The organism is Microbacterium sp. NPDC055665 (assembly GCF_053618035.1).
The window spans coordinates 378729-404496 of sequence record NZ_JBSHGY010000001.1 but is presented as its reverse complement, the minus strand read 5'-3'; the positions used below and the strand labels follow the sequence as shown (position 1 = coordinate 404496).

At 67.8% G+C, this 25768-nt stretch carries 26 protein-coding genes; 18 read left to right on the top strand and 8 right to left on the bottom strand.

Annotated elements, in window-relative coordinates:
* Position 1 precedes the first annotated feature (1 nt).
* Entirely contained in the window at positions 2 to 646 is a 645-nt protein-coding gene (locus ACWGO6_RS01980) for an FMN reductase (protein WP_136043702.1), read from the top strand.
* A gap of 140 nt (positions 647 to 786) precedes the next feature.
* On the opposite strand, the gene ACWGO6_RS01975 is transcribed toward ACWGO6_RS01980, so the two are convergent.
* Both ACWGO6_RS01975 and ACWGO6_RS01970 read right to left on the bottom strand, forming a co-directional pair.
* Positions 787 to 1503, bottom strand: coding sequence for a response regulator (locus ACWGO6_RS01975; protein ID WP_452325707.1), 717 nt, complete (start codon positions 1501 to 1503; stop codon positions 787 to 789).
* The gene (locus ACWGO6_RS01970; RefSeq protein ID WP_452325706.1) at positions 1500 to 2789 is read right to left on the bottom strand and encodes an ATP-binding protein; all 1290 of its coding nucleotides are present in this window, start codon (positions 2787 to 2789) and stop codon (positions 1500 to 1502) included. Before ACWGO6_RS01970 ends, ACWGO6_RS01975 begins: the two co-directional genes overlap by 4 nt.
* Positions 2790 to 2933: 144 nt before the next feature.
* On the opposite strand from ACWGO6_RS01970, the gene ACWGO6_RS01965 reads away from it, so the two are divergent.
* Positions 2934 to 4370 carry a cation:dicarboxylate symporter family transporter gene (locus ACWGO6_RS01965; protein WP_452325705.1) on the top strand — a complete coding sequence of 479 codons (1437 nt, stop codon included), beginning with the start codon at positions 2934 to 2936 and terminating at the stop codon, positions 4368 to 4370.
* A gap of 55 nt (positions 4371 to 4425) precedes the next feature.
* Here the strand turns inward: ACWGO6_RS01965 and ACWGO6_RS01960 are convergent, their stop codons facing one another.
* On the bottom strand, positions 4426 to 4602 hold the full coding sequence (locus tag ACWGO6_RS01960; RefSeq protein WP_017830923.1) for a DUF5302 domain-containing protein: 177 nt from the start codon (positions 4600 to 4602) through the stop codon (positions 4426 to 4428).
* Positions 4603 to 4633: 31 nt separating this feature from the next.
* Positions 4634 to 5218: a DedA family protein gene (locus ACWGO6_RS01955; protein WP_452325704.1), complete on the bottom strand. Its 585-nt coding sequence runs from the start codon at positions 5216 to 5218 to the stop codon at positions 4634 to 4636.
* 140 nt (positions 5219 to 5358) lie between these two features.
* Here ACWGO6_RS01955 and ACWGO6_RS01950 point away from each other — a divergent pair, with 140 nt between their 5' ends.
* On the top strand, positions 5359 to 7299 hold the full coding sequence (locus ACWGO6_RS01950) for a GDSL-type esterase/lipase family protein (RefSeq protein WP_452325703.1): 1941 nt from the start codon (positions 5359 to 5361) through the stop codon (positions 7297 to 7299).
* 16 nt (positions 7300 to 7315) lie between these two features.
* On the opposite strand, the gene ACWGO6_RS01945 is transcribed toward ACWGO6_RS01950, so the two are convergent.
* Positions 7316 to 8626, bottom strand: coding sequence for a UDP-glucose dehydrogenase family protein (locus ACWGO6_RS01945; protein WP_452325702.1), 1311 nt, complete (start codon positions 8624 to 8626; stop codon positions 7316 to 7318).
* Positions 8627 to 8986: 360 nt separating this feature from the next.
* Between ACWGO6_RS01945 and ACWGO6_RS01940 the strand changes: the two genes are divergently transcribed.
* The 5 genes from ACWGO6_RS01940 (at position 8987) to ACWGO6_RS01920 (ending at position 14439) form a co-directional block, all read left to right on the top strand.
* Positions 8987 to 11263: a polyribonucleotide nucleotidyltransferase gene (locus ACWGO6_RS01940; protein WP_136043708.1), complete on the top strand. Its 2277-nt coding sequence runs from the start codon at positions 8987 to 8989 to the stop codon at positions 11261 to 11263.
* 221 nt (positions 11264 to 11484) lie between these two features.
* On the top strand, positions 11485 to 12510 hold the full coding sequence (locus tag ACWGO6_RS01935) for an aldo/keto reductase (RefSeq protein ID WP_452325701.1): 1026 nt from the start codon (positions 11485 to 11487) through the stop codon (positions 12508 to 12510).
* Positions 12511 to 12579: 69 nt separating this feature from the next.
* Entirely contained in the window at positions 12580 to 13182 is a 603-nt protein-coding gene (locus ACWGO6_RS01930) for a histidine phosphatase family protein (protein WP_136043710.1), read from the top strand.
* An 82-nt stretch (positions 13183 to 13264) separates the two neighbouring features.
* On the top strand, positions 13265 to 14005 hold the full coding sequence (gene dapB / locus ACWGO6_RS01925) for a 4-hydroxy-tetrahydrodipicolinate reductase (RefSeq protein ID WP_452325700.1): 741 nt from the start codon (positions 13265 to 13267) through the stop codon (positions 14003 to 14005).
* The gene (locus ACWGO6_RS01920; protein ID WP_136044035.1) at positions 14005 to 14439 is read left to right on the top strand and encodes a hypothetical protein; all 435 of its coding nucleotides are present in this window, start codon (positions 14005 to 14007) and stop codon (positions 14437 to 14439) included. Before dapB ends, ACWGO6_RS01920 begins: the two co-directional genes overlap by 1 nt.
* A 15-nt stretch (positions 14440 to 14454) precedes the next feature.
* Here the strand turns inward: ACWGO6_RS01920 and ACWGO6_RS01915 are convergent, their stop codons facing one another.
* From ACWGO6_RS01915 to ACWGO6_RS01905, 3 genes are all read right to left on the bottom strand, one after another.
* Positions 14455 to 14880, bottom strand: coding sequence for an OsmC family peroxiredoxin (locus tag ACWGO6_RS01915; protein WP_452325699.1), 426 nt, complete (start codon positions 14878 to 14880; stop codon positions 14455 to 14457).
* Between the two features lie 84 nt (positions 14881 to 14964).
* On the bottom strand, positions 14965 to 15540 hold the full coding sequence (locus ACWGO6_RS01910) for a DUF4395 domain-containing protein (protein WP_452325698.1): 576 nt from the start codon (positions 15538 to 15540) through the stop codon (positions 14965 to 14967).
* Positions 15541 to 15561: 21 nt separating this feature from the next.
* Positions 15562 to 15975, bottom strand: a complete 414-nt coding sequence (locus ACWGO6_RS01905; RefSeq protein ID WP_452325697.1) for a thioredoxin family protein — start codon at positions 15973 to 15975, stop codon at positions 15562 to 15564.
* Positions 15976 to 16092: 117 nt separating this feature from the next.
* On the opposite strand from ACWGO6_RS01905, the gene ACWGO6_RS01900 reads away from it, so the two are divergent.
* The 10 genes from ACWGO6_RS01900 (at position 16093) to ACWGO6_RS01855 (ending at position 25762) form a co-directional block, all read left to right on the top strand.
* Positions 16093 to 16902, top strand: coding sequence for a thymidylate synthase (locus ACWGO6_RS01900; protein ID WP_136043715.1), 810 nt, complete (start codon positions 16093 to 16095; stop codon positions 16900 to 16902).
* Positions 16899 to 17375: a dihydrofolate reductase gene (locus ACWGO6_RS01895; protein WP_452325696.1), complete on the top strand. Its 477-nt coding sequence runs from the start codon at positions 16899 to 16901 to the stop codon at positions 17373 to 17375. The genes ACWGO6_RS01900 and ACWGO6_RS01895 overlap by 4 nt, the downstream gene beginning before the upstream one ends.
* Positions 17375 to 18136, top strand: a complete 762-nt coding sequence (locus tag ACWGO6_RS01890) for an SDR family NAD(P)-dependent oxidoreductase (protein ID WP_136043717.1) — start codon at positions 17375 to 17377, stop codon at positions 18134 to 18136. Before ACWGO6_RS01895 ends, ACWGO6_RS01890 begins: the two co-directional genes overlap by 1 nt.
* 51 nt (positions 18137 to 18187) lie before the next feature.
* Positions 18188 to 19165: a 4-hydroxy-tetrahydrodipicolinate synthase gene (dapA, locus tag ACWGO6_RS01885; protein ID WP_029263611.1), complete on the top strand. Its 978-nt coding sequence runs from the start codon at positions 18188 to 18190 to the stop codon at positions 19163 to 19165.
* 53 nt (positions 19166 to 19218) lie between these two features.
* Complete coding sequence (locus ACWGO6_RS01880) at positions 19219 to 20895, top strand: ribonuclease J (protein WP_452325695.1); 1677 nt, start codon at positions 19219 to 19221, stop codon at positions 20893 to 20895.
* Between the two features lie 64 nt (positions 20896 to 20959).
* Positions 20960 to 21454 carry a GNAT family N-acetyltransferase gene (locus tag ACWGO6_RS01875; protein WP_136043719.1) on the top strand — a complete coding sequence of 165 codons (495 nt, stop codon included), beginning with the start codon at positions 20960 to 20962 and terminating at the stop codon, positions 21452 to 21454.
* Between the two features lie 74 nt (positions 21455 to 21528).
* Positions 21529 to 24249 (top strand): DNA translocase FtsK, encoded by a 2721-nt coding sequence (locus ACWGO6_RS01870; protein WP_452325694.1) that lies wholly within the window; start codon positions 21529 to 21531, stop codon positions 24247 to 24249.
* Positions 24249 to 24827, top strand: a complete 579-nt coding sequence (gene pgsA, locus ACWGO6_RS01865; RefSeq protein ID WP_452325693.1) for a CDP-diacylglycerol--glycerol-3-phosphate 3-phosphatidyltransferase — start codon at positions 24249 to 24251, stop codon at positions 24825 to 24827. The genes ACWGO6_RS01870 and pgsA overlap by 1 nt, the downstream gene beginning before the upstream one ends.
* Complete coding sequence (locus tag ACWGO6_RS01860) at positions 24824 to 25312, top strand: CinA family protein (protein ID WP_452325692.1); 489 nt, start codon at positions 24824 to 24826, stop codon at positions 25310 to 25312. Before pgsA ends, ACWGO6_RS01860 begins: the two co-directional genes overlap by 4 nt.
* A 141-nt stretch (positions 25313 to 25453) precedes the next feature.
* Positions 25454 to 25762 carry a helix-turn-helix domain-containing protein gene (locus ACWGO6_RS01855; protein ID WP_017830901.1) on the top strand — a complete coding sequence of 103 codons (309 nt, stop codon included), beginning with the start codon at positions 25454 to 25456 and terminating at the stop codon, positions 25760 to 25762.
* Positions 25763 to 25768: the final 6 nt, after the last annotated feature.

Sequence of the window (25768 nt, the reverse complement as noted above, 5' to 3'; positions counted from 1 at the left end):
GATGACCTCGCGTCGTATCGCCGTCGTGGCGGCGGGGCTCTCGAACCCGTCTTCCACCAGGATGCTCGCCGATCGGCTGGCCGCGGAGACGGTGAAGGCCCTCGCGGAGCGCGACATCGAAGCCACCGTCGACGTGATCGAACTGCGCGACTATGCGCACGACATCACGAACAACATGCTCACGGGGTTCGCGCCCCAGGCGCTGGAGACCGCGATCAACACGGTGGTCTCCGCCGACGCGCTCATCGCCGTCACGCCGATCTTCTCGACGAGCTATTCGGGGCTGTTCAAGTCGTTCATCGACGTGCTCGACCCCGATGCGCTCACCGGGAAGCCGGTTCTGATCGGCGCGAACGCAGGTACGGCTCGGCATTCGCTGGCGATCGACTATGCGATCCGTCCGCTGTTCGCCTATCTGCACGCCGAGGCCGTCTCGACGGGCGTGTTCGCGGCATCGAGCGACTGGGGCGACTCGGGTGACGACGTCGCTCCGCTCGCCAAGCGCGTGGAGAAGGGTGCGCGGGAACTCGCTGATGCGATCGCACGGAAGGAAGCGACGACGGTCGTGGACCCCTACGATCCCGCGACGTACCTGGGCGAAGGGCGCTCTTTCGGGCACATGCTGGGCGGTCTCGCCGGAGAGTGATCCGCCTTCCTCCGATCAGAAACGCGCCGAACGCCCGAAGAGGGCGTGCGGCGCGTTTCATCGTTCGGGGAGATCACATCACGGCCCGCAGATCGGCCAGGCGTCGCCCTGCATCGGAGCGGTCCGCGAAGATCAGTCGGTCACCGGGCCGCGAGTCCACCGTCGCCCACCCCGTCCGCTTCCTGTCGCCAGGCATACTCCGTCTCGGGGCGGCCTCGTGCGCCACGACGGGCGGTTCGGAGAACGACCCCTTCGGCGGTCAGGTGCTCGAGGTACCGGCGGGTCGCCACCCGGGAGAGCCCGAGCCGATCAGCGGCTTCGCGTGCCGACAGCGGCCCGTGCGCGCGCAGCTCCACCGTGACGCTCTCCAGAGACGAGGACGACAGTCCTTTGGGGAGCGGGATCGCTCCGGTCGCACGGCCGAGCAGCGCATCGATCTCCGCCTGCGTGGCCTGGCCTCTGGTCGATCGCGCTTGCTCCCGATGAGCGCGGTACTGCTCCATCCGCTCCCGGAACACCGCGAACGGAAACGGCTTGACGAGGTACTGGTGCACGCCCAGCGCCGCCATCTGTCGGACGCTCTCCGCATCGCGGACGCCGGTGATCGCGATCACGTCGGTGGCGGCGGCACGGGCGCGCAGTGCGCGCAGGACGTCGATCCCGGAGCCGTCGGGCATGGTGATGTCGAGGAGAACGAGGTCGAACGCGTCGGCACCGAGGTTCCTCAGCACGGCATGCATCGCTGCGCGGGCACTGCTGCATTCTCCGGCAACGATGAATCCGTCGAGCCGGGCCACGTAGTCCCGGTGCAGTTCGAGGGTCAGGGCATCGTCGTCGACGATCAGTGTGCGGATCATGCTTGCGACCTCCGGGATTGCGCGCCGGGGAGCACGACGCGGAACATCGTGGGGTCGTCGCTCACCGTGACCGAACCGCCGAAACCCGTGACCACGGAGCGCACGAGTGCCAGCCCCACGCCGCGTCCCTGCGCATCGGCGGGCTTCGTGGAATAACCCTGGTCGAAGATCCGCTCGCGGAGGGACTCCGGTATGCCGGGGCCGCTGTCAGATACTTCCAGCACGATGCCCCCGTCGCCGCTCGGACGCAGCAGCACCTGCACCCACCTGTCGTCGGACTCCACTGCCGCATCCATCGCATTGTCCACGAGGTTGCCGAGCACCGAGACGGCGTCCACGGGTGACAGCGGGGTGCGCGGTGTGTCCGGCTCGATGCGGACACGCCAATCGATGCCGCGCTCCTTCGCCTGGGACGCCTTGCCGAGCAGGAGAGCGCCCACGGCGGGGTCCCCGTGGCGGCGGGCGGTCACCTGATCGACGAGCGACTGACTCTGGCGCGACGTCTCCGTGAGGATCTCGATCGCCTCCGCTGTGCGCCCGAGCTCCAGCAGCGCGACCGCGGCGTGCATCCGGTTGCCGTGTTCGTGGGTCTGCGCGCGCAGCGCCTCGCCGAGCGTCCGGATGGATTCGTACGACGACACGGCATCCCGCAGCTGCCCCGGCGGAAGGTCGCCGGCGATGCGCCGGGTCAGCCGCCGAGCGATCACGGCCCCGCCGGCACCGAGCGCGACCAGCCCCACGGTGATGCCGAGTGAGAGGGGCAGTCGTCGGAGCAGGGTGTCGCTGATCGATTCGGTCGTGACGCCGGCGGCCACCCACCCGATGAGCTCTCCGCGGGATGTGGTCACCGGCGCGATCGTGCGAACCGATCGTCCGAGCGTGCCGGTGAACTCTTCCGTCAACGTGCGAGCTTTCGTCGGGATGGTGCCGAGGTACTGTTCACCGATCCGGGTGAGGTCGGGGTGCGTGATCCGGATGCCGTCCGGCGTCATGATCGTGATGAAGTCCAGTTCTGCGTCCTCGACGACGACGTTGGCATACGGTTCGAGCGCAGCGGTGACCGCCTCATCCTCGTCATCGACCTCCGCCTGCAGACCGGCGACGACGGCGGGGGAGTGCGCGAGTGCGACAGCTGTGGCTGCGGTCACGCGCTCGGCTTCGGCCCGGATGGCACGCTGCGCCTCGACCACGAGGAACACCGCCACCAGGGCACCGACGACCACTGCCGCGCCGAGCACGACGAGGAACACACGCGAGGCGATGCTGCGTCCGGAGGTGTGCGGCATCGCTTCCTCCGCTCGTCGATGGTCGGTGTCGAGACCAATACGACCACAAATCGCATCGGGGTGGGCGGTGGACCACCGTGAGAACCGATCGGCGGCGCAGAAGCCGCCATTCCGACGAAGCCGTCGACGATCGAGGAGGAAGCCATGGCGCTCACAACAGGATTCGCACTGCCGAAGTTCAACTGGCGACGAGGTAAGCACGCGTGGGACCGGCACACCTGGCTGTACGTGTCGGTGCTGATCGCCGTCGTGCTCGGCGCGGTGGTGGGGCTCATCTGGCCGGAGGTGGGTCGTGGGTTCGAGGCGCTGGGCACGGGGTTCGTCGCACTGATCAAGATGATGATCGCCCCGATCATCTTCTGCACGATCGTGGTGGGCGTCGGATCCATCGCCAAGGCGGCGACGGTCGGCAAGATCGGTGGCCTCGCGCTCCTCTACTTCATGGTGATGTCGACGTTCGCCCTGGCGATCGGACTCGTCGTCGGTAACCTCATCCATCCGGGTGCGGGGCTCGACATGGCGTCTTCGTCTTATGACGCGGTCGAGGCGGAGGCCAAGACGACGCAGGAGTTCATCCTCGGCATCATCCCGACCACGTTCTTCTCCGCCTTCACGGGAGAGAGCGTGCTGCAGGTGCTGTTCATCGCCTTGCTCGTCGGGTTCGCCCTGCAGGGACTCGGCGAGCGCGGCGCGCCGATCATGGAGGCGGTCAAGCAACTCCAGAAGCTCGTCTTCCGCATCCTCGGGATGATCCTCTGGCTCGCACCCATCGGCGCCTTCGGGGCGATCGCCGCCGTGGTGGGCAAGACCGGCGTGGCGGCGATCTGGAGTCTCGGGACGCTGATGGTCGCGTTCTACATCACCTGCATCCTGTTCATCGTCGTGATCCTCGGCGTGATGCTGTGGGCGGTGACGCGGGTGAACATCTTCGCCCTCATGAAATACCTCGCGCGGGAGTACCTGCTGATCGTCGGCACATCGTCTTCGGAGTCGGCCCTGCCTCGCCTCATCGCGAAGATGGAGTTCGTCGGTGTGTCCAAGCCCGTCGTCGGCATCACGGTGCCGACCGGATACTCGTTCAACCTCGACGGGACCGCGATCTACCTGACGATGGCCTCGCTCTTCATCGCCACGGGGATGGGGCAGCCGATGTCGATCGGCGAACAGATCGGACTGCTCGTGTTCATGATCATCGCGAGCAAGGGAGCGGCCGGCGTGACCGGTGCGGGACTGGCGACACTCGCCGGAGGTCTGCAGGCGTATCGCCCCGATCTGGTCGACGGGGTGGGCGTGATCGTCGGCATCGACCGCTTCATGTCGGAGGGACGCGCGCTGACGAACTTCACCGGCAATGCCGTGGCGACGCTCCTGATCGGCACGTGGACCCAGCAGATCGACCGCGACCGCGTGCGTCGGGTGCTGAGCGGTGAGCTTCCCTTCGATGAGTCGCTGCTCGACGGCGTCGACGCGCACGGGCATCCGGATGCGCCTCAGGGCGCGGACGTGCAGGAGCTGCGGGAGGCAGCCGTGACGGAGATGGCGGCGAAGGAGGAGCGGGCAAGGGCGCGCGCAGAACGCTGACGAGAGGAGTGAGGGATGCGGGAGCCGCGGTGAACGGGCTCCCGCATCCGCGCGGTCAACCGCTCTTGCGTCGGAACTCGCGCCGGGTCTGCGGAGCGTTCGCACTGTGCACGGCGGAGTCGCCATCCAGGTGCGCCTCGCCCTGCCGGTGGTGCGCGTTCTTCTTCTCGAGCGCTTCCTTGAACTTGCGCTTCATCTCCTCAGACGAGGAGGCGCCTTCTTCGGTGCTCATGACCCGAGCCTAGAGCACCTGCCGCGGCGGGTCACCCTCTCGTGCCGCGCAGGATGCGATCCAGCAGCACGCCCAGACCGAGCGCGATGACGATCGACACCGGGACGGCGACCAACGGCCCGCCGGGAAGGACGGCGGCGACCAGGGCGCCCACCGCTGCCTGGTACAGCGCCCATCCGGTCGCGGCCACGGCGACCAGCGCGAGGTACCGCGGTGGGTGGATGCGCGAAGCCCCGGCGACCAGGTTGACCGCCAGCCGTGCGAAAGGAACGAACCGCGCCGTGAAGAGCACAGTGGCCGTCCCGTCGTCCAGGCGCCGCCGTGCCCATCCCAGTGCCTGCTGCACACGAGGCGCCCTCATCCACCGCCAGCGATCGGTCCCGACGATCCGGCCGACCAGGTAGCAGCAGGCGTCTCCGACGGTCGCGGCCGCCGCGGCGCAGACGATGACACCCCACAGCGGCGGGGTTCCGGTCGTCACAGCCAGCGCCCCGAGCGCGGTCACCGCGATCTCGCCCGGCACGACGACGAAGAAGGCGTCCCCGACCACGAGCAGGCTCATCAGCACCAGGCTCCATGGGCCGGTGAGGGTTTCGGCGAGCAGATCCGTCGACACGTCGCCCACTGTGCCCTCGCACGGTGAACGGCAACCAAAGAGCACATAGCCGGTGACCCGTCGCCCAGCATCCGGTGAACATCCGGTGCCTCAGGCCGTTTACGACAGGTGCGCTCTCGGAGCTCGGTCATCCTGAGGCTGTGAGAGTAGCGATCGTCACGGAGTCCTTCCTTCCGCACATGAACGGCGTCACCGGGTCTGTGCTGCAGATCCTGCGACACCTCGAGCAACAGGGGCACGACGCCCACGTGATCGCGCCCGCCGCCGCGGGAATGCCCGAGGAGGTGCACGGTGTGCCGATCGAGGCGATCCCGAGTCTCGCGCTTCCGGGGTATCACAGCGTCAGGGTCGGCACGTCGGGCGTCTCGCGCATCGCCTCCTCCCTGCGCCGGTTCCAGCCCGACGTCGTGCATCTCGCCTCGCCGTTCGCACTCGGTTGGCGCGGGGTGCTCGCCGCCGAGCGGATCGGTGTCGCCCGCGTCGCCGCGTACCAGACCGACGTCGCAGCCTACACGGAGCGCTATCGGGTCGCCGCGGCTACCGGAATCGCTCAGACACACATCGCGCGACTGCACCGACGAGCCACGTTGACGCTCGCGCCCTCTGCGGATTCCGCCCGGCAGCTGGCCGGACTGGGCGTCGATCGTGTGCGCCGCTGGGGGAGGGGCGTCGACGCGGAACGCTTCCAACCGAGTCGCCGGGATGCTGCGCTGCGTGCCGGGTGGGACGCCGAGACCGTGATCGGCTACGTCGGCCGCCTCGCTCCGGAGAAGCAGGTCGAGGACCTCGCCGTGCTCCACGACATCCCGGGCACTCGACTGGTGATCGTCGGAGACGGCCCGAGCAGGGCGCGATTGGAGGCGCTGCTCCCGAACGCGCTGTTCCTCGGCCACCTCGCCGGCGCTGCGCTCGCCGCGGCCACGGCCTCGTTCGACGTCTTCGTGCACCCCGGCGAGAGCGAGACGTTCGGGCAGACCCTGCAGGAGGCGCACGCCAGCGGGGTTCCGGTGGTCGCGACCGGTCGCGGCGGACCCCTCGATCTCGTCCGCATGGGGGTCGACGGGTGGCTGTACCGTCCCGGTGACCTCGGTGACCTGCGCATGCGCGTGGCCGATCTGGCAGGGGATGCCCGCAAACGGCGTGCATTCGGCGAAGCCGGCCGAGAAGCGGTGCAGAGTCGCAGCTGGGCGAGTGTGTGCGAGCAGCTGCTCGGCCACTTCGAGGAGGCTCAGCTGCTGCAGCGGGTGGATGCGTCTTCGCGCGCTCGCCGCGTCGCCAGGCCCGAGTCGCCGCCGCCTGTCCCCACACGCCGTTGGCGCCGCTTCGTCGCCCTGGGCGATTCGCTCACCGAGGGCCTGTGTGATCCCGCGCCGGACGGAGCTCTGCGCGGATGGGCCGATCGGCTCGCGCTGCTGCTCGCCGCACAGGGCGGGCTGCACTATGCGAATCTCGCGATCCGATCCAAGCGCGTGAGCGATGTGTCGGGTCGACAGCTGGAGCGTGCGCTCGAGTTGCATCCTGACCTCGTGTCGATCCTGATCGGTGCGAACGACCTGGTAAAGTGTCATGTCGACGTCGCAGCGCTCGCCGCGGAGCTGGAGCACACCGTCGTGCGGCTCCGGGCGGTCGGTGCGGATGTGCTGCTGGTCACTCCCTTCCTGCCGGATCGTCGAGCGGCTGCCATCTACGCACGGCGGTTCGCGGCATTCGCGACCGCGATGACGGGGATCGCGGCGCGCACCGGAGCGATCCTGATCGACACGGATCTGCATCCCTCACTGGGCGAGCGGCCGAACTGGGGTGAGGATCTGGTGCATCTGAGCAGTGGGGGGCACCGTTTCCTGGCTTATCGTGCGGCAGAGATGCTGGGGGTTCCCGATGCGGATGCGCTGGGCGTCCTCGACGCCGCCCTGCACGAGCACGAGCCGATCGGCGCGGGCGTGTGGTGGCGCCGGCATGCGCTGCCGTGGGTCTGGCGTCGCCTGCATGGCCGTGCGGCAGGTGATGGTCGAACCGCGAAGCACGACGACTATGTGTATCTCGGGCGTTCGTCCGCGACGCGATGGGCGAACGTCGGCTGATCCTCTCGGCCGGTGGTCAGCGGCGGCCCATCCCGTGATACTGCCAGCCGGCTGCGCGCCAGGCTGCGGCGTCGAGGCAGTTGCGCCCGTCGATGATGACCCTGCCACGGACCAGACCGCCGGCGTGCGCGGGGGAGAGGTCGCGTCGGTACTCGTCCCACTCGGTGACGACGACGACCGCATCGGCTTCCCGAAGAGCATCGTCGCGATCCCGCGCATAGCCCAGCTGCGGATGCGCGGCGGCGGCGTTCTCCATCGCGGCGGGATCGGTCACCACGACATCTGCTCCGAGGCCGCGCAGGCGAACAGCGACGTCAAGGGCCGGGGAGTCGCGGATGTCGTCGCTGAACGGTTTGAACGCGGCGCCGAGCACAGCGATCCGACGTCCGAACACGAGCCCGCCCAGCGCGTCGACGACGAGTCGGACCGCCCGCTCGCGCCGTCGGAGGTTGATCGCGTCCACCTCGTGGAGGAAGCCGACCGCTTCGCCGCGACCCAGCTCCTCCGCACGCGCGGCGAACGCACGGATGTCCTTCGGCAGGCACCCGCCGCCGAAGCCGATGCCGGCGCCGAGATAGCGTCGACCGATCCGCGAGTCGTGGCCGAGAGCGTCCGCAAGCAACGCCACGTCGGCGCCGGAGGCCTCGGCGATCTCCGCCATCGCGTTGATGAACGAGATCTTGGTCGCGAGAAACGCGTTCGCGGCCCCCTTGACGAGTTCGGCCGTGGCGAGGTCGGTGACCAGGAACGGCGTCCCCGTCTCCACGGCCGCCCCGTATACCTCGCGGAGCACTTCGACGGCGCGTGCACCGGCCGCGTCCGGTTCGGCGCCGACGACGAGTCGGTCCGGTGTCAGAGTGTCGTGCACGGCCCAGCCCTCTCGGAGGAATTCGGGGTTCCACACGAGGGTCGCACCGGAGTCGACGATGCGGGTCGCGAGTCGTGTGGCAGTGCCGACCGGAACGGTCGATTTACCTGCGACAACGTCGCCGGCACGCAGATGGGGGAGAAGCCCGTCCACCGCCGCGTCGACGTATCGGAGGTCGGCGGCGTGACCGCCCGGGATCTGCGGCGTCCCGACCGCGAGGAAGTGCACCTTCGCGCCCGCGGCGTCCGCCATCCGATCGCTGAACCGGAGCCGTCCGGACTCCCGCCCTTTGGCGAGCAGCTCGGTCAGCTGTGGTTCGAAGAAGGGCGCGGAGCCTGCATCGAGCGCCGCCACCTTCCGCTCGTCGACGTCGATGCCGACGACGTCGTGTCCGATGGAGGCCATGGCTGCGGCGTGCACGGCACCGAGGTACCCGCAGCCGATCACTGACATGCGCATGGACACAGCACAACCGACTCCCGCCACGGCGTGGCATCCGCCCGGTGAACGTTCCGTGGCCGGCGCATGTCCGCTGCGCGATCGGGGACGACGTGGGTTTTGCGGCACGCGCTGGTAGGGTGGAGGCGGTTGGCGTGTGTCAACCGCACAATCGAATATCGACTCATGGAGCGAGCGGCGGAGAAGCTGGTCCCCTGTGGTGGGTTCCTCGGCAGGACGTGTCGGGTGGCTTTCTACTGGTGGCCAGCGCAGGCGACATTCGCGGGAATGCCCGCGCGCCCGAACCCTTCCGTTCCGCTCCTTTGAACATGCTCGCGCGTCACATGGACTCGCGAGTCTAAACAAAGAAGGAGAGACCTCTTGGAAGGTCCTGAAATCACCGCCACCGAGGCCGTTCTCGACAACGGCCGCTTCGGCACCCGCACCATCCGCTTCGAGACCGGCCGCCTCGCGCAGCAGGCTCAGGGCGCAGTCGCCGCGTACCTCGACGGCGAGACCATGCTCCTCTCGGCCACCAGCGCAGGCAAGCACCCGCGTGAAGGCTTCGACTTCTTCCCGCTGACGGTCGACGTCGAGGAGCGCTCCTACGCCGCCGGCAAGATCCCCGGCTCGTTCTTCCGTCGTGAGGGCCGCCCCTCCACCGAGGCGATCCTCGTCTGCCGTCTGATCGACCGCCCGCTGCGCCCGTCGTTCGTCGACGGCCTGCGCAACGAGGTCCAGGTCGTCATCACCGTCATGTCGATCGCTCCCGGCGAGTTCTACGACGCTCTCGCGATCAACGCCGCGTCGGCGTCCACGCAGATCTCGGGTCTCCCGTTCTCGGGCCCCGTCGCCGGTGTGCGCCTCGCGTTCATCCCGGGCAACGGCCAGAACGAAGACCAGTGGGTCGCGTTCCCGACCGCCGAGCAGGTCTCGGAGGCCGTGTTCGACCTGATCGTCGCCGGTCGCGTCGTCACCAAGGCCGATGGCACGGAAGACGTCGCCATCATGATGGTCGAGGCCGAGGCGACCGAGGGCAGCTGGAACCTGATCAAGGCCGGCGCCACCAAGCCGAACGAGGAGATCGTGGCCCAGGGCCTCGAGGCCTCGAAGCCCTTCATCGCCCAGCTCGTCAAGGCTCAGGCCGAGCTCGCTGCGACCGCGTCGAAGGAGCCGGGCGTCTACCCGGTGTTCCCGGCGTACAGCCAGGAGGTCTACGACTTCGTCGCCGGCCGCTCCTACGACGAACTCGTCGGCGTCTACCAGATCGCCGACAAGGTCGAGCGTCAGACCGCTGATGACGCGATCAAGGACCGCGTCAGGGCCGAGCTCATCGAGGCCACCGAGGCGGGCTCGCTCCCGGCTGCGGCTCCGCTCGAGTTCTCCGCGGCGTACAAGTCGGTCACCAAGAAGATCGTCCGTGGTCGCATCCTCACCGAGGGCGCTCGCATCGACGGCCGTGGGCTTGCGGACATCCGCCCGCTCGACGCCGAGGTGCAGGTCATCCCGCGCGTGCACGGCTCCGCGGTCTTCCAGCGCGGCGAGACCCAGATCCTGGGTGTCACCACGCTGAACATGCTCAAGATGGAGCAGCAGATCGACTCGCTGTCGCCGGTCACGAGCAAGCGCTACATGCACCACTACAACTTCCCGCCCTACTCGACCGGTGAGACCGGCCGTGTCGGTTCGCCGAAGCGTCGCGAGATCGGGCACGGCTTCCTCGCCGAGCGCGCACTCGTGCCTGTGCTGCCGAGCCGCGAGGAGTTCCCGTACGCGATCCGTCAGGTGTCCGAGGCGCTGAGCTCCAACGGCTCGACGTCCATGGGCTCCGTGTGCGCGTCGACCCTGTCCCTGCTGAACGCGGGTGTGCCGCTGCGCGCCCCCGTCGCCGGTATCGCGATGGGCCTCGTCTCCGACGAGGTCGACGGTGAGACCCGCTACGCGGCGCTGACCGACATCCTCGGTGCGGAAGACGCTCTCGGCGACATGGACTTCAAGGTGGCGGGTACGAGCGACTTCGTCACGGCGATCCAGCTCGACACGAAGCTCGACGGCATCCCGACGTCGGTGCTCACGGGCGCGCTGACGCAGGCTCGCGAGGCTCGCCTCACGATCCTCAACGTCCTGAACGCCGCGATCGACGCACCTGACGAGATGGCGCCCACCGCGCCGCGCGTCATCAGCGTGCAGATCCCGGTCGACAAGATCGGTGAACTGATCGGGCCGAAGGGCAAGACGATCAACGCGATCCAGGATGAGACCGGCGCGCAGATCTCCATCGAGGAGGACGGCACCGTCTACATCGGCGCGACCGACGGCCCCTCGGCCGAGGCCGCCCGCGCCCAGGTCAACGCGATCGCCAACCCCACCAACCCGGAGGTCGGGGAGCAGTTCCTCGGCACCGTCGTGAAGATCGCCACCTTCGGTGCGTTCATCTCGCTGCTCCCGGGCAAGGATGGTCTGCTGCACGTCACCGAGGTGCGCAAGCTCGCCGGTGGCAAGCGTGTGGAGAACGTCGACGACGTGCTGTCGGTCGGTCAGAAGATCCTCGTCAAGATCACGAAGATCGACGACCGCGGCAAGCTCTCGCTCGAGCCGGTTCTCGACGATGCCGCCGCCGCAGAGGCAGCTCCTGCAGAGGACGCGGCCGCCGAGTAAGCGCGAATTGCGAAAACCGGAACCCGGGTCCGTCCGTCGAGGACGGGCCCGGGTTCCGTCGTATCCGGTGTGACCAAATCGTTATCGACCGTTTCCGCGCCGTTCCCCGGATTGGTCAGGGCGTTCGATGAATTCGCTTACCCTCGAAGTACGCACCGGGGGGTGCAGATCCAGCAGGTACGCAGGTCGGCACGCACCGATCGACGCGGGGGTGAGAGAGTATGCGGTTGTTCAGCGTAGGCGCAGGAGCGTCGACTGATCGCGCCCAGCAGCACGCCGAGCACCCGTCCGCCCCGATCCCCATCGTCGGACCGGGGATAGGGGAGACCATCCGCGTCCCGCTCGGCGAGACCGGCTACGAGACCTTCCCTCTGATGCTGGGCGCCGCCGAGTTCGGTTGGAACGTCGACCTCGAGACCAGCCACGGCATCCTCGATCGCTACCTGGAGTTCGGCGGCAACGCCATCCACACGGCCGACGGCTTCTCCGGCGGACGCAGCGAGCACATCATCGGCCAGTGGCTGCGGTCTCGCGGGCGACGTGATCGTGCCGTGCTGAGCGTGCGCATCGGCGCCCACGCCGACAATCCCGGGCTGGGCTCCGTCAACCTCGTGCGGGCTGTCGAGGGCTCGCTCACACGGCTCGGCGTCGAGCGCATCGACGTCCTCTACCTCGACGCGACGCTCGACGCGACCACCAATCTGGAAGACACCCTGGCGACCGTCGAATGGCTGTCGGACGCGGGGAAGGTGGGTGCGCTCGGAGCCTTCGGCCTGTCACCGGAGCGCCTGGTCGAGGCGCGGATCCTCGCCTCGGCCGGTTACCCGCGCATCCAGGTGATCGATGCGCCGTACAACCTCATCCGTCGTCAGCCGTTCGAGGGAGACCTGCGCCTCGTCGCCGGCGCTCAGAACCTCGCGGTCACTCCGTCGCATGCCCTCGAGCACGGCTTCCTCTCAGGGCGCCACCGCAACAAGGCGCTCACCTCGCGTGGTGTGCGCGGCGAGCAGCTGCGTGGGCACCTGAATCGGCGGGGAATCAAGATCTTGCGCGCGCTCGACCAGGTGGCCGAAGAGCTGGCCGTTCCCGTCGCAGCGGTCTCGATCGCCTGGTTGCTCGCTCAGCGCACGATCGCGGCACCGATCGTGAACACCTTCGCGACCGATCACGTCGACGAGCTCATGCAGGGTGCGGGAGTCTCGCTCTCGCGGAGCCACGTCGCCGAGTTGACCCGGGCCGGCAACTGAGCATCGTCCCACCCGTGACATAGGGTGGGAGGGAGGCCCGGCGGATGCTGGCGATGAAGCGAGCGAGTTGTGACGCACTACATATATCTGGTCAGACATGGTGAACATCAGGATGCGGAGCATGGTCTCGCCGACGGACCCCTCTCTCCTCGAGGGCAGCGTCAAGCCGAGTTGATCGCCGACCGGCTGTCCGGGCTTCCGCTCGACGCAGTGTGGCATTCGCCGTTGCTCCGCGCCAACGAGACGGCTCGAGCGATCGCGGCTCGTCTGCCGTCGGTCGACCCGGAGCCCACCGCGCTGCTGTTCGATTGCGTGCCCACCGGGATGACCGAAGAGACTCCCGCCGTGTTCGAACCGTTCTTCGGCTCGGTCACCGAAGCGGAGATCGAAGCGGGGCGCGCACAGATGTCGGATGCGGTCGAGGAGTTCCTCGTGCGCAAGACCGGGGATGTGCACGAGGTCCTCATCACGCACAACTTCGTGATCTCCTGGTTCGTCCGCGAGGTGCTCGCCGCACCCGAATGGCGGTGGATGACGCTGAACCAGTCGCATTGCGGCCTGACGGTGATCGCGCAGAAGCAGGGGCGGCCGTGGACCCTGCTCACCCACAACGACACCGGCCACCTTCCGGTGGAGCTGCGCACGGGCATTCCCGACGCGTTGCTCGTCTGAGATCTCTCAGGTCCGGGATGGGGTGTGATCCACCCCGCGCGCCCCCGGCCGGAGGGAGTCGCCGCCGAAATAGACTGGACGCATGACCACGCAGGTAGCCCTCGTCGGCGGAACCGGGAAGCTCGGCACGATCATCGGTGCGGTGATCGATGAGCTCGAGGGCTTCGAGGTGAGCCGTGTGCTGACCTCGTCGAGCGATCTCTCCGAGCTGGATGGCGCCGACCTGGTCGTCGATGCCTCGACACCGCAGGTCAGCATCGAGGTCGTCCGAGCCGCCGTCGAACGAGGCATCAACGTTCTCGTCGCGACGTCCGGGTGGTCCTCGGAACGGATCGCTCTCGTGCGCCCGCTCGTCGAAGCCGCCGGCACCGGCGTGGTCTTCATCCCGAACTTCTCGCTCGGCTCGGTGCTCGGATCGGCACTGGCCGCCGCCGCCGCCCCGTTCTTCGGCTCCGCCGAGATCATCGAAGCGCACCGCGAGACCAAGATCGATTCGCCGAGCGGCACCGCTGTGCGCACGGCCGAGCTCATCGCAGCGGCACGGGCGGAGCAGGGGCCGGTCAGCGCTCCGCACGCCGATCAGCGTGCGCGGGGGCAGCAGGTGGGCAGCGTGCCGATCCATTCGCTGCGGCGCCCCGGAGTCGTCGCCAAGCAGGAGGTCATCCTCTCGGGACCCGGCGAGTCGCTGACCTTCACGCACGACACCACGGACTCTGCGCTCGCGTACGCGCCGGGGATCCGTCTCGCCGTCCCCTTCGCCGCTCGGGCCAGCGGCGTGATCGTCGGCCTCGAGCACATGATCGATATCGGCATCCGCTCGTGATGTCACGGATCGGCGTCGGGCTGATGGCCGCGGCGCTCCTGGTCTACCTCGCCGTCGCGATCTGGCTTGCCGTGATGTTCATCTCGGTCGGCTCTCCGGTCTCGATCGGCATGGGCATCACGCTGCTGGTGCTGGCACCGATCGGGGCCTGGGCGCTGGTCCGGGAGATGATGTTCGGCTTCGGAGCGGATCGCCTCGGACGGCTCCTCGACAGCGAAGGCGGGATGCCTCCGGTGGAGACGGAGCTGACGCCGAGCGGTCGCATCGCACGGGCCGACGCGGATCCGCTCATCGCGCGATACGCCGCAGAGGCCGATGCGGCCGGCGACGACTGGCGCGCACGCTACCGACTGGGGGTCGTGCAGGACGCCGCCGGGCGTCGGAAGGATGCCAGGGCCAGCATCCGCGAGGCCATCCGCCTCTCGCGTCGCTGACCCCAGCCTCGTCCCTCAGGCGAGGGTGGCCTCGAGCGTGATCTCGATCCCTGCAAGCGCCTGAGACACCGGGCAGCCGGTCTTGGCGCCGGCCGCGATCTCCCGGAACGCCTCGGGCGTGAGGTTCGGCACCGTCGCGTTGACGTTCAAGTGACTGCCCGTGATGCCGACACCCGGCTTGAACGTGACCGACGCGGTCGTGTTGACGCGCTCCGGCGGGGTGCCGTTCTCAGCGAGCGCGTGAGAGAGCGCCATGCTGAAGCACGCGGAATGGGCTGCCGCGATGAGTTCCTCGGGCGTGGTCGTGGTGTCGCTGCCTTCGCTGCGGGCCTTCCAGTTGATCGGGAAGGTGCCGAGGTTCGACGAGGAGAACGCGACCGTGCCCGATCCTTCCATGAGCGATCCGGTCCAGGTGCTGGCGGCTTCGCTGGTGACGGGCATGATTCCTCCGCTTCTCGTCCCCGCTCGGTGTGCGGGTCACGTAGCGGCCAGCCTACCGACGGGCCGGGTGGGACGGAACAGGAATCAGGTGGCCGCGGCGCGACCGACGATGCCCGCGCGCTGAAGCAGGAGGTAGAGCTGGCATCCCAGGCAGAAGGCGAACGCCGCGTTCAGAAACGCGGCGATGAAAGCCGCAGCGGTGGCGATCGGAAGCGCCCACGGGACGCCGGCGAGATGCAGCAGGAGGCCGATGCCGACGACGAACAGCCCCACCCCCTGCGAGAACCGGGGCGGGCGCGGGTCTTCGAGCTCTGCCGGCGGCGAGAGTCGCGGGCGGACCAGCGTGCGGAAGACGACGCTCCACGGCGCCGTGCGCGGCGAGACGACACCCCACAGGAACAGGAGGGCGATCACGACCGTGAGTAGGAAGCCCGGGTCGAGCGCGCGCTGAGCGGGTGTCGACGATGAGATCACCAAACCACCGGGGACGAACGTCGAATCCGCGAGCGGCTGATAGGCGAACCAGCCGAATGAGCCTGTACTGGCGGATTCCGTCGATATCCCGATCAGCGCCAGGAACGTCGCCACGAGCAGCAGCAACGCGGTGATCGTCGCGGCGAAGCGCGGACCACGGGGATCGATGCCTGCGGGTGTGCTCATGTGTGCTCCGGTCTTCGCACGTCAGACGGTGGCGAGGGCTTCTGCGAGGGCGTGCCGGTGGGGCACGCCATGGAATCGTGCGCGGACCGCGCCGGTGCCGTCGACGAGGAAGGTCGTCGGCGTCTGCAGGACTCGGTAGCGCGTCGAGAGATCGGGACGGTGGGTCAGGTCGACCTCGACGTGGGCGAGCCCGGCGTGATCGGAGGCGTAGTCGCGCAGCAGTCGGCGCACCTGCGGGCACCGTGCGCACATCTCGGTGCTGAACTGCACGAGGGTGGCACGATCACCGAGCCCGTTCGATGGTGCGTCGGCGGGATCGAACCGCAGGGTCCCGCCGTCGAGGCGTCTACCGTCGCGACGCCGCAGCACGATGCCCACGACCGTCGCGAGCGCGAGGAGCGCAGCGGCGACGGCGAGAGCGAGGGCGGGCGACATGTGTCGAGATTACGTGCTCGGTCGGGGTGCGAGGCCGATGTTTCCGAGCATGACGAACCCTGATCCGGCCGGGGCGGTTCCGCCCGTGGCCCGGGGTGGGACGGTATCGTGGCTGTCATGAGCGCAGCCGTCCCGACTCCCTACGAAGACCTGCTCCGCGACGTCCTGGAGACGGGCACGCACAAGTCGGATCGGACGGGAACCGGGACCACGAGCGTCTTCGGCCGACAGATCCGCTTCGACCTGTCGAAGGGGTTCCCGCTCATCACCACGAAACGCGTGCACTTCAAGTCCATCGCCTACGAGTTGCTCTGGTTCCTCCAGGGCGACTCCAACGTCGGATGGCTGCGGGAGAACGGCGTCACGATCTGGGACGAGTGGGCGGATGAGTCGGGCGATCTGGGTCCCGTCTACGGTGTGCAGTGGCGGTCGTGGCCGACGCCCGACGGCGGCAGCATCGACCAGCTGTCCGAGGTGATCGAGCAGATCCGCCGCTCGCCCGATTCGCGCAGGCTGATCGTGTCGGCGTGGAACCCGGCCGACATCCCCGACATGGCCCTCGCGCCGTGCCATGCGCTCTTCCAGTTCTACGTGGCCGACGGCAAGCTCTCGTGCCAGCTGTATCAGCGCAGCGCCGACATGTTCCTCGGGGTGCCGTTCAACATCGCCTCCTACGCACTGCTCACGATGATGATCGCCCAGCAGGTCGGGCTCGAGCCCGGTGACTTCGTGTGGACCGGCGGCGACTGCCACGTCTACGACAACCATGTCGACCAGGTGCGCGAGCAGCTGAGCCGCGAGCCTTTCGAGTACCCGACGCTGCGCTTCGCTCGGAAGCCGGAGTCGATCTCGGACTACCGCTACGAGGACTTCGTCGTGGAGGACTATCAGCACCACGCCCCCATCCGCGCGGCGGTGGCGGTATGACCTGGGTCGGGCTCATCTGGGCCGAGGCTCACGGCGGCGTGATCGGCGCCGAGGGCGGCATGCCCTGGCACGTGCCCGAAGACCTGGCGCATTTCAAGGACATCACCCTCGGAGCGCCGGTGGTGATGGGCCGCAAGACCTGGGACTCGCTGCCTGAACGGTTCCGGCCGCTCGCGGGGCGCGACAACATCGTGGTGACCCGACAGCAGGACTGGTCGGAGGATGGTGCTCGCCGTGCCGCCACCGTCGCCGAAGCCGTCCGCGGCCTGGACCGGGTGTGGATCATCGGCGGTGCGGAGATCTTCCGCCAGGTGATCGGGGACGCCGACCGACTCGAGGTGACCGAGCTCGATCTCGCTGTCGACGGTGACGCCTACGCGCCCGCCAAGACCGCGTGGCGACTCGTCGACGAGGGGGAGTGGCGGACTTCGCGCACCGGCATCCGCTATCGCTTCCTCGGATACGAGCGCTGATGCCCACCGCTCTGATCACGGGAGCCAGCGCCGGACTGGGGGCGGAGTTCGCCCGCCAACTCGCCAGGCGCCGAGCCGACCTCATCCTCGTCGCGCGATCCGAGGACGCGCTGCAGCAGCTGGCAGCCGAGTTGCGCAGTGAGTACGGGGTGGCGGTCGAGGTGCTCCCCGCAGATCTGGCCGATGAAGCCGGGGTCGAGGGCATCGCCGCACGGCTGCGCGACACTTCCGACCCGGTCGACCTGCTCGTGAACAATGCCGGGTTCGGGTTGCCGCTCCAGTTCGCCGACAACGACATCGACGACGAGGTCCGGCACCTCCGGGTGCACGTCGAGGCGTCGATGCGTCTCATGCATGCTGCTCTGCAGTCGATGCGCGGACGCGGAGGCCGCATCATCAACGTGGCCTCCGTCGCCGGCTTCATCTCCCGCTCCACCTATTCCGCATGCAAGTCCTGGCTGATCGGCTTCAGCCGCTGGGCGAACGCGGAGTACGCGCGCGACGGAGTGAGCGTCACCGCCCTCTGCCCGGGGTTCACACACACCTCATTCCACGAGCGGATGGGCTTGGCGGTGGGCGAGGAGGGCGTGCCGGGGTTCATGTGGTTGAACGCGCGCGACGTCGTCCGCACGGGGTTGCGTGATGCGGCCCGCGGCAAGTCCGTGTCCATCCCGTCGCTGCGATACAAGGCGATCGTGGGGTTGACGCGTGTGCTGCCCAGTTCGCTGACGTCGGGCGTCGCCCGTCGTGGTCGCGTCTGACGAGCGTCACCGCGTCCGCATGACGGTGACCCGAACCGATACGCTGGGTCTATGACGCACTCGGGCAACCCTTTCGGACAGGTTCTCGTCGCGCTCGTCACTCCGATGACGGCCGACGGAGAAGTCGATTGGCCCGCCGTCGAGAAGCACATCGATGACGTGATCACCGCAGGTGCGGACGGCATCGTCGTGACGGGAACGACCGGCGAGACCTCGACTCTGACGGACCCCGAGAAGCTCAAGCTCGTCGAGGTCGGCAAGTCGGTCTCGGCAGGCCGCGCCAAGATCATCACCGGTGGTGGCTCGAACGAGACGGCACACGCGATCGAGCTCTACAAGGCCAGCGAGAAGGCCGGCGCCGACGGCATCATGATCGTCACGCCGTACTACAACAAGCCCACGCAGGCCGGAATCCTCACGCACTTCCGCCTCGTCGCCGACGCCACCGACCTGCCCGTCATCCTGTACGACATTCCTGGCCGAACCGGTGTGCCGATCAAGTACGAGACGATCCTGCGCCTCGCGAAGCACCCGAACATCCTCGCGGTGAAAGACGCCAAGGGCGACTTCTCCGAGGTGAGTCGCGTGCTCAACCAGACCGATCTGATGTACTTCTCCGGCGACGATGCGAACGTGCTGCCGCACCTCGCGATCGGGGCCACCGGCCTCATCGGCGTCACGGCGAACGTCGCCGCCGCGCCGTACCGCACGATCATCGACGCGGTGAACGCCGGCGATCTGGCCACGGCGACAGCCGAACACAAGCGCCTCGAGCCGCTCGTACGCGCTGTCATGACGCATGTCCCGGGAACCGTCGCGGCGAAGTACATCCTGCACGGGCTGGGACGCATCTCGAGCCCGCGCGTCCGCCTTCCCCTGGTCGGTCCCGAGGAATGGGAGGCTGCGCTCATCGAGGATGAGCTCGACCTCGTCAAGAACGTTCCCGGAGCCGATTTCTCGAACTTCCGACCCGACCGCAACGCGGCTGCGGGTGGTGCCCTGCCGAAGGTGCACGGCACGACGCGCTGAGTCGCGTCCCCATGAACGAACGGACGCGCGGAGTGTCCGACTGAGGAGACAGCATGTCCATTCCCCTGGTAGAACCGGCCCCTCTCGCTGAAGGGACGCTGCGGGTCATCCCGATCGGCGGGCTCGGCGAGATCGGTCGCAACATGACCGCCTTCGAGTACGACGGCAAGATACTGATCGTCGATTGCGGTGTGCTCTTCCCCGAGGAGCATCAGCCGGGCGTCGATCTGATCCTTCCGGACTTCGAGCCCATTCGTGACCGGCTCGACGACATCGTCGGTGTCGTGCTGACGCACGGCCACGAGGACCACATCGGCGCCGTTCCGTACCTGCTGCGCCTGAAGAGCGACATCCCGCTGATCGGTTCGGGCCTGACTCTCGCGCTGGTCGAGGCGAAGCTCAAGGAGCACCGGATCAAGGCCTTCACCCTCACGGTGAAGGAAGGGCAGCAGGAGCGGGTCGGGCCGTTCGATCTCGAGTTCGTCGCCGTCAACCACTCGATCCCCGACGCTCTGGCTGTCGCCATCCGCACCCCCGCCGGCATGGTGCTCGCCACGGGTGACTTCAAGATGGACCAGCTGCCATTGGACGGCCGCATCACCGACCTGCGGGCTTTCGCACGCCTCGGTGAGGAGGGCGTGGACCTGTTCCTCGTCGACTCGACCAACGCCGACGTCCCCGGCTTCACGCCGACCGAGCGCTCGATCGGTCCCGTTCTCGATCAGGTCATCGCCAAGGCGCCTCGCCGCGTCATCGTCGCGAGCTTCTCCAGCCACGTCCACCGTGTGCAGCAGGTCATCGACGCCGCGTACGCCAATGGTCGCCGCGTCGCGTTCCTCGGTCGGAGCATGGTGCGCAACATGACGATCGCCGAGCAACTCGGCTACCTGAAGGTCCCCGACGGGGTCCTCATCGACTTCAAGAAGGCGCGCGACCTCCCCGACGAGCAGATCGTCTACATGTCGACCGGTTCCCAGGGTGAGCCCATGGCGGTGCTGAGCCGCATGGCGAACATGGACCACGCGATCGAGATCAGCGAGGGCGACACCGTCATCCTCGCCTCCAGCCTCATCCCGGGCAACGAGAACGCTGTCTACCGCGTGATCGACGGTCTGACCAAGCTCGGCGCGAACGTCGTGCACAAGGCGAACGCGAAGGTGCACGTCTCCGGGCACGCTGCCGCCGGCGAGCTGATCTACTGCTACAACATCCTGAAGCCGAAGAACGTCCTTCCGGTGCACGGCGAATACCGGCATCTGATCGCGAACGCCAAGCTCGCGCAGGACACGGGTGTCCCGGAGGCGAACACGATCATCGCCTCCAACGGCACGGTGATCGACCTGAAGGACGGCGTCGCGAACGTCGTCGGGCAGCTGGATCTCGGGTTCGTCTACGTGGACGGCTCCTCGGTCGGAGCTATCACCGATGCGGACCTGAAGGACCGACGCATCCTCGCCGAAGAGGGCTTCATCTCCGTGATCGTCGTCGTGGATGCCGCGACGGGCCGCATCATCTCCGGGCCCGAGATCCACGCGCGTGGTGTGGCCGAAGACGACTCCGTCTTCGACGATGTCGCGCCGAAGATCGTCGCGGCGCTCAAGGAGGCGGCGGGCAACGGAGTGCGCGACACGCACTCGCTGTCGCAGGTCGTGCGACGCACGATCGGTCGCTGGGTCAACCAGCGACTCCGCCGTCGGCCGATGATCGTCCCGCTCGTCATCGAGGCGTGACGACCGAGGGAGATTCACTGTCGGCCGTCATCCCGGCGTAACACCCCGGCCCTATGCTCGCGTCATGGACAGGGGCATTGCCCTTCGCAGGGCGGCGCAGACGGATGCGAAGTTCCTCGGCGACATGCTCGTCGAGGCCGCCAACTGGCGCGCCGGTGGAGTGCGCCCGCGCCACGAGGTGCTGACGTCCCCGGAGCATCGACGGTATCTCGCGGGCTGGAAGCGGATGTCCGACGACGGTCTGGTCGCCACCGACGGCGATGACGTCCCCGTCGGTGCTGCCTGGTATCGGTTGCTGCCGCAGAATGCCCCGGGATTCGGCTTCGTCGGTGCCGCTGTCCCTGAGCTGATCATCGGAGTGCACCCGCTCTGGCGTGCTCGTGGGGTCGGACGCTCTCTCCTGCGCGGCGTCGTGCAGCTCGCGGGCGCGGAGGGGCATCTGCGGATCAGCCTGAGCGTCGAACGGGACAACTTCGCGCGCAACCTGTACCGCGCCGAAGGATTCACGGTCGTGGGGGAGGGGCCGATCCGCGACACGATGGCACGTCGCACCCGATAGCTGGCGTTGCCCGGATCGGTGGAAAGCCGCGTCATTACGCGGAGATGTCGGCTGTTGGACGTAACGTGAGAATCATGGCCAGGAGTACCACGAAGACAGAGCGCGCGTCGACCAGCGCACCGTCGCGCCCCAAGCGGCAGACGGCTCCCAAGGCCCAGCCCGCTCCCAAGAAGTACATCGACGAGGCAGACAAGCCTCCGGTTGCAGTCCGGGCCTGGATCGGACTGGCGCACGGTGTCGGCGGCCTCTTCCGCGCCTTCGGACCGGAGGCTCTCGAGAAGGATGACCGTCGAGACGGCTTCCCGTTCCTCCTGGTGCTGCTCGCTGCCCTGGGGGCCGTGAACGAGTGGGTCTTCATCGGCAACGAGGTGGCCGAGAACATCAGCGCCTACTCGGTGGGGCTGCTCGTCGGCAGAGTGGCGTTCATCATGCCCCTGCTCCTGCTCGTGCTGGCAGGATGGCTGTTCCGTCACCCGGCCTCCGTTCACGACAACGGACGCATCGGCTTCGGTTTCGGCCTGTTCGTGATCTCGCTCGCGGGTTTCTGCCACGTCGCCGGTGGACAGCCCCAACCCCAGCCGGACATCACCGCATTGAGTGCGGGGGGCGGCCTATTCGGTTGGCTCGTGGGTCAGCCGCTGACGTACCTGACCGTCATCCCCGCCTATATCGTGCTTGCTCTGCTGACCGCACTCAGCATCCTGATCCTCACCAAGACCCCGCCGAACCGCATCGGTCGGCGCCTCGGCGACCTCTACGCCTGGATGTTCGACGCCGAGCGCCCGGAGAAGCCTGCGAAGGACGTCGCTGCGATCGACGACGCCGACAAGGTCGACGACCCCGACGTGCTGCCATGGTGGCGACGCAACAAGACCGGGCGTGAAGAAGACCCCGACGAGGGCACTCTCGGCTCCGATGACATCACGGCTCTCCTCACGACCTCCGACCCGACTCCGGCCTACGACCAGGCTGTCGTCGTCGAGAATCCCTACGACGCCGCCACCGAGGTGCTGTCCGATGTCCGGTCGGTCGCCGATTCGCTCGCCGGGCAGCAGACCACGGCTCTGCTCGATGATGCCTCCGACACCGGAGGGGTGCCGGAGCTTCCCGGCCTCGACGGTTTCGGCACGGAGGGTCCGGGCGACCGGGGGCCGCAGGCTCCCGTCACGCCGTACATCCTGCCCTCTCCCGGCCTCCTGGTCGAGGGGCCGCCGCCCGTGATGCGCTCCGAGGCCACCGACAAGGTGATCGAGCAGATCACGAGCGTGTTGTCCCAGTTCAAGGTCGATGCGAAGGTCACCGGCTTCTCGCGCGGGCCGACGGTCACGCAGTACGAGGTCGAGGTCGGTCACGGCGTCAAGGTCGAGAAGATCCTGCAGCTGAGCAACAACTTCGCCTACGCCGTGGCGTCGAACGACGTCCGCATCCTCTCGCCGATCCCGGGCAAGAGCGCGATCGGCATCGAGATCCCCAACGCCGACAAGGAGATGGTCGCGCTCGGCGATGTGCTGCGCTCGCCTGCCGCCCAGAAGAGCACGCACCCGATGACGATCGGTGTCGGCAAGGATGTCGGCGGCAACATCGTCATCGCGAACCTCGCCAAGATGCCGCACCTTCTGGTCGCCGGTTCCACGGGTTCCGGTAAGTCGAGCTTCGTGAACTCCATGATCACGAGCCTGCTGATGCGGGCGCGCCCCGCTGACGTACGTATGGTCCTGATCGACCCGAAGCGCGTGGAGCTCACCAGCTACGCCGGCGTCCCGCACCTCATCACGCCCATCATCACGAACCCGAAGAAGGCAGCCGAGGCGCTGCAGTGGGTCGTGAAGGAGATGGACATGCGGTACGACGACCTCGCATCGTTCGGCTTCCGCCACATCGACGACTTCAACCGGGCCGTGCGTGCGGGCGAGGTCGAGGTGCCGGTGGGCAGCGAACGGGTGCTCAAGCCGTACCCGTACCTCCTTGTCGTGGTCGACGAGCTGGCCGACCTCATGATGGTCGCCCCGCGCGACGTCGAGGATTCGATCGTTCGCATCACCCAGCTTGCTCGTGCTTCGGGCATCCACCTGGTCCTCGCGACGCAGCGCCCGAGCGTCGACGTGGTCACCGGTCTCATCAAGGCCAACGTCCCGTCGCGGCTCGCGTTCGCCGTCACCAGCGTCACAGACAGCCGCGTCATCCTCGACAGCCCCGGTGCCGACAAGCTGATCGGGCAAGGTGACGCGCTGTTCTCGCCGATGGGCTCCTCGAAGCCGTTCCGTCTGCAGGGTGCATGGGTCGATGAGAAGGAGATCGACGCGGTCGTCAAGCACGTCACCCGCCAGGCTCGTCCGGACTACCGTCCCGACGTCCAGGAGGCGATGGAGCCGACGAAGAAGAAGGAAGTCGACGAAGACATCGGCGACGACCTGGAGCTGCTGCTCGCGGCTGCCGAGCTCATCGTCTCCTCGCAGTTCGGATCGACGTCGATGCTCCAGCGAAAGCTGCGTGTCGGCTTCGCCAAGGCGGGTCGCCTCATGGACCTTCTGGAATCGCGCGAGATCGTCGGACCCTCCGAGGGGTCCAAGGCCCGCGATGTGCTGGCCACGGCTGAGCAGCTCCCGCAGGTGATGGCGAAGCTGCGCGGAGAGGATGCTCCCGCGTCGTCCCCGGCTCCGTCTGCTCCGGCGGCCCCTCCGGTGCCGCCAATGCCTCAGACGCACGATCCGATCGCCGCCCAGTACGAAGGTCTCCCCGAGGTGGAGGCCGAGGGCGGCGATGAAGACGCCTGGGGTCTGACGGGGCGCGACTGATGGCGATTCCTCGGCAGCTACCCAACGCCATCACCGTCGCGCGCATCCCGCTGGCGGTCATCTTCTTCGTGCTTCTGCTGCTGGGTGGCACCTATGGCGTCCCCGAGCCCGGCCTCCGCTGGGCGGCCGCCATCATCTTCATCGTCGGGATCTCCACCGATTGGGTCGACGGTTACCTCGCACGCAAGTACGACATCGTCAGTGACTTCGGAAAACTCTGGGACCCGATCGCCGACAAGATGCTCACCGGAGCGGGCTTCATCGGTCTTGCCATCCTCGGCGAGGTCAGCTGGTGGATCGTCGCGGTCATCCTCGTCCGTGAATGGGGAATCACGATCCACCGCTTGATGGTCGCGAGCGAGCATGTCGTGGCGGCAGCCTGGATGGGCAAGATCAAGACGGCCTTCCAGGGCGTCGCCCTCGGCTGGGCGCTGCTGCCGCTGCATGTCCTCATCGGCCTCGAGGCCTGGACGATCATCATGTTCGTCCTGATGCTCATCGTGCTGGTCCTCACGGTGGCCAGCGGTATCGACTACGTCGTCGCGCAGATGCGTGGATCGCGCCAGAAGCGAGCATGAGCGAAGCGGTCACCGTCGCACTGCTGTCGGCACTGACTCGCCGCGGCTGGACTCTGGGAGTCGCGGAGTCACTCACGGGTGGTGCGCTGTGCGCCGAGTTCGTATCCGTTCCGGGAGCCTCCAAGGTCCTGCTCGGCGGCGTTGTGGCCTATGCGACCCCGGTCAAGGCAACGGTCCTCGGCGTGGACACCGAGCTTCTCGCCGCACACGGACCGGTCCATCCGCAGGTCGCCCTGCAGATGGCCGACGGCGTGCGCCGTGTCGTGAGTGTGGACGGTCTCGCGGCCGATGTCGGGCTGTCGACGACCGGTATCGCCGGCCCGGATTCTCCCGACGGCCAGCCGGTGGGAACGGTTCACATCGGGATCGTGACGCCGGAAGGCTCCTCGACGAAGGCACTGCACCTGAGCGGTGACCGTGATGCAATCCGTACGCACACGGTGACGGCGGCTCTGGCGGCGTTGCTCGAGATGGTCTCGGAATAGCGACGGCCCGATGACGGTTATTACCGATGTGCTCACATTCAAACCACAGAGTGCAGGGGTAGATTTCGTGCAGACCAGGAGTACTAGACTGGCTGTCTCATCGGGGGAGACCTCGAACGATCACACGGGGAGGAGGTTCCGATGATTCTTGTACGGCAGGAAATCGGCGATGTGCTGAGGGACTTCCGCCTGCAGAAGGGGCGCACGCTCCGGCAGGTCGCAAGCAAGGCGTCGGTGGCCCTCGGCTACCTCAGTGAGGTCGAGCGGGGCCAGAAGGAGGCGTCGAGCGAGATCCTCGCATCCGTCGCCGATGCCCTCGACGTCCCCATCTCGACGATCATGCGCGAGGTCGGAGATCGCATCTCCGTTCTCGAGGGCATCCAGGTGTTCCCGGATGTCGTTCCCGACGACCTCGTGGCGTCGATCGAGCCCCAGCTCTCGCTGCACTGAGCGCAG